The sequence below is a fragment of the Methylobacter sp. BlB1 genome (assembly GCF_015476545.1).
Taxonomy (GTDB): domain Bacteria; phylum Pseudomonadota; class Gammaproteobacteria; order Methylococcales; family Methylomonadaceae; genus Methylobacter.
The window spans coordinates 1-4,016 of record NZ_JADMKV010000126.1 but is presented as its reverse complement, the minus strand read 5'-3'; the positions used below and the strand labels follow the sequence as shown (position 1 = coordinate 4,016).

Sequence of the window (4,016 nt, the reverse complement as noted above, 5' to 3'; positions counted from 1 at the left end):
TGATGACGTGCTGGGTCAGTACGGTCTCATGCCCGCGGCTGTCGCGGATCGTGACACTGATGTCGTACTCGCCGGCATACAACGCCTGGGCCAAGGCCCGGTTCGGAAAGGCGGTATGCGGGTGACCGTTGACATTGGGCGGAAACGACCAGTCGTAAGCCAGGCCTTCGAAGCGCCGGTTCATGGCCGGCAGGTCATGGGTGACCAGCAGGTTCAGGTCGGACGGCGCCTGCACGGTCAGCTGCTTCATGGTCATGGTCCAGTTCGGCCAGACATAGGCCCAGGGCGCATAGCTCAAAGTGGTTTCCCTCAGCGTCGCCGCTTTGAAACCGTCCACCCAGGCCCGAAACACCAGCGGCTGCTTGTCGATCAGATCCTGCGCCGTCGGCGTCCAGTCCAGCGTTTGCCCGGCGGCTAGGCTGCCGTCCGGCAACTGCCATTCCGTTACCAGACTGTGCACGCTTTCCATGCCGCCCCAGGACGGTCTGACCGTGCCCTGATAGTGGTACATCTTGCCCACCTCGACAGCCTTGGGCCCTTGAATGGAAATAGTGGGCTTGTTCGGATTGGCGATGACCACATAACTTCGGGCCGCTGTCCAGGCGGCCGGATCGTCGTCACGGGTATCCGCCGGTCGGGTGCGTAGCGTCACGTAGACCTTGCCTTCGCTTTCCTCGGTCATCGTGGCGGTTGGTCCGGTCTGCACGGTTTTGCCGCTGGGCGCCTCGAGGGTCCATTCATTCACCGTGTCCGTGGTCAGGACGCCTTCCCGGTACAGCTGCGCGGCCAGCGTGACCGCATGCCCCGGCGCCACATGGCGTGGCCCCACGATCTGCGCCTCCAGTTTCGAATAGGCCCAGACTTCCACGGGCTCGGCGTAGCTTTCGACCAGCGTATTCTTATTCACCATTTTGGCCCGCACCATGCGCCGACCGGGTTCCGGCATCGGGACGTTATGCCGGATCGTGTTCGATTTCGGCTGGGGCTCCCAAGTCAGGCCGTGGTCATCGCTGCGTTCCCAGGTCACTTCCTTCAGCGCCGCGCGATTGTCCTGCGTCATGGTCAGGGTAAGCGCGAACGTCTTTGGGGCCGGGCCATCCAGCGACTTGGCCGTAATGGTGCCCTCGATTGGCGTGCCCTTGACGACTTCGACATAGCGGGTCGACGAGGCCAGGGTAACGTCCAGCTCCGGCATAGCGCTGACCAGTTCGGCGACCGCCGACAGCTTCATAAACAGCAGGCCGGCCGGGTCGACCTGGAAGGTCGCTTCGCCGTTGCTCATATCCTGCAGGTTAGTGATCGGCGTCTTGGTCCCTTGTATATTGGTCTGCGCCAAAATCTGGGTTCGCCACTGCCCCATTGTCTCCGGCGCATAGACCAGGCCCTCCTTGGTGTACTTGCCGACCCTGACCTTAACGGTCACCAACTCGGTATCGGGCGTCTGTGGCGGTACGTCGATCAGCAGCTTCAAGTTGCTTTCCGTGCCGCCGATGGCGGTAATGACCTGTTCGGTATAGGACTGCGGATAGCCCTGCCAGGCCACGCGCAAGGTCACCGGCCGCGCTTCCAGCAGGCCCAGGTTCGGCGTCGAAAGCCAGTAGCTGCCGCCGCTCATAACGTTGCCACGCTCCAGGTTTTGCTGGCTGTCGATCAGTTGGTATTTAAACTTGGCGCTGGTCGGCATCGCCGCTTCGATCGTTGCGCGCGTAATCGGCTGGCCCATCGGCACGTAATATTTACCTGCCGCTATTTTATAGCCACCTTTCAGCGTGACCTGTGGCGGAGGCGGCTCCTGGACGCTTATCTCGAAAGTGCCGGTCTGTAGCACCGCCGTCAGGCTATCGGCAAACTGACGCTTGACGGTATAGCCCAGGGTATGAAGGCCTACAGGCGTCAGCGCGCCTTCCAGCTTGATAGAGTTCAACGACACAGACAGGTTTTTGTTCAGTTGGTCAGCGCCGGTGAACTCGACAAAACAGGCCCGGTTGCCTTTGGTGGCTTCTTCCAGCGCGGCCGCCTGATCGATGGCCAGGTGACAGACAGGCTCCGATGTCTGCCTGAAAGTCAGGTTGACCATTTCAATGCCGACATAGACTTCGCTTTTGCCGACCAGGCCGAAGTCCCAGACGATCGGCAAGACCGTGACGGTTTGGCTGATCGGCTCTGAATCATAGCGGGAGCCATTGACCCAGCGCGAGACCACGGCCTGCACGGTAAAATTGCCGGCGGTACCGGGATAGCCGGTCAGCGTCGGCAGGCCCTTACTGTCAGTGCCGGCGACCAGGTCGGGTACGGTCGTCGTCAGCGTGACATAGCATTTAAACGAATCAGCTTCCGCTTCGGCTTGTACGGTGGTCAGCGGGCAGGACGCGTCATGGGATGGCTGCAACGCGACATCGACTTTCGTCTCGCCCTGGTAAACGGTGGCCGGCGAGACCACTAAGGTAGGCAAGGGTATCGGCTTGCCATAGCCCTCGTCCTGATCGGAATCAGGCGCCGAGCCATTCGCATTTTTGGCCACGACGGTATAAAAATAATGTGCCGTCGAGCCAATAACAGTCGTGTCTTCATAACTGGTCGCCGGCGCGGCCAAATTGGACACCAGCAAATTGCCTTTGGTACCAGCAGATGTTGAACGGTAGATATCATACTGCACCGCCAAAGGCTCACCAGTCCAGCTTAGCATGACTTTATCGAATACGGTGCCGTCGCTGGCGGTGAAACCACTGACTTTGTTAGGCAAGAGGAAACCTGATTGAGCCCAGGTGGTACGAGGTGTAGTATTGTTGAAGCCGTGCTGCCCCGAGCCGTTCTCACCGGTCACCCAGAGCGTGCCGTCGGTTTCCAAAGCGATCGAATTGAATACGCCTGCCGAAGCCATTGCCACATTGCTCAGGACCTGCTTCCAATAAGAAGTGGCGGTAGTGGTTCCATCGCCATACTGTCCATGTGTGTTCAACGCGTATGCGTCTAACACCGAAGCAGCCCAAAGAGAGCCATCGGTCTTGGTGACGAACGTGATATCCCCATAATTGTTACTAATAGATCTGACCGATAGGCCTTTGACGCCGTCAAACAGTTGACGCCATCCAGCCGGTTTAGTCCCAATTGAGCCCAGACCATCGGATACAAAGCGGGAATCACCGTATGCCCATAAGGTATTGTCATTCTTGATGCCGTAAACGGTAGGCGTGAGCGTGCAAGGCGCAGGACATGCGTCATAACTGGTAACCCCTTCTATTTCCTTGAAACCGGAACCGATCGTCGTAATGGTAGAGCCGTTGTCGGCATCGACAGTGCCATCGGTCCTGAGAATATAAGTGACTCGCGTGGACTCGCCTGCCGCATAGACGTAGGAAGACGTGATATCCTTGACATTCGTGTAGGTCGTCGCGTGCCAGTTTGATACGGAGGTGCCCGTGTAAACGGTGCCTGACACAATCGCCCAGAAAGTGGTGTTGTTGTCATTCGTGTGGATCAACGATACACCCGTCAAAACTTCCTGCCAGGTTTTGTCATATCCGAAACCCGCCGCCAATAAGCGTCCGTCGGTTTTCAGCGCAAATGACGTACCGCTTCCAGCCAGCATATCCTGAACATCGGTCAGGACAAGCTTGAATATTTTAGAGTCGGTCGTTGAACCATCGCCCAGCTGGCCGTGGTTATTAATGCCGGCCGCATACAGTTGGCCATTGGCTTTAAGCGCCAGATTGAAATGCGGGCCTGCCGAGACTTTGGTATACGTGTCACTGATACCCGCCAGAGGAGCAGGTGGCGGTTGGCGATAGCCATAGTCAGTATTGGTCTGGTCACTGGCGCCAGCAACTTTGATGTAATAGCCGTGGACGCCCCCTTGCGTCGCCGCGGTGTCGGAATACGTGGTGGCGGTGGTGGTGGCGATCTTGGTCTTGCTGCCATTCAAGCCCAATGAACGCCAGATTTCGTAACTGACCGTGCCGGAGCCCATAGCGGTCCAGCTCAAATCCACGCTGGCAGCAACGGTGCCCTTCGTGGCC

At 58.4% G+C, this 4,016-nt stretch carries 1 protein-coding gene; it reads right to left on the bottom strand.

What is annotated here, in order from left to right; all coding sequences use genetic code 11:
* On the bottom strand, nucleotides 1–4,016 hold a 4,016-nt coding region (locus IT781_RS21440; protein WP_194972208.1), incomplete at both ends, for a hypothetical protein.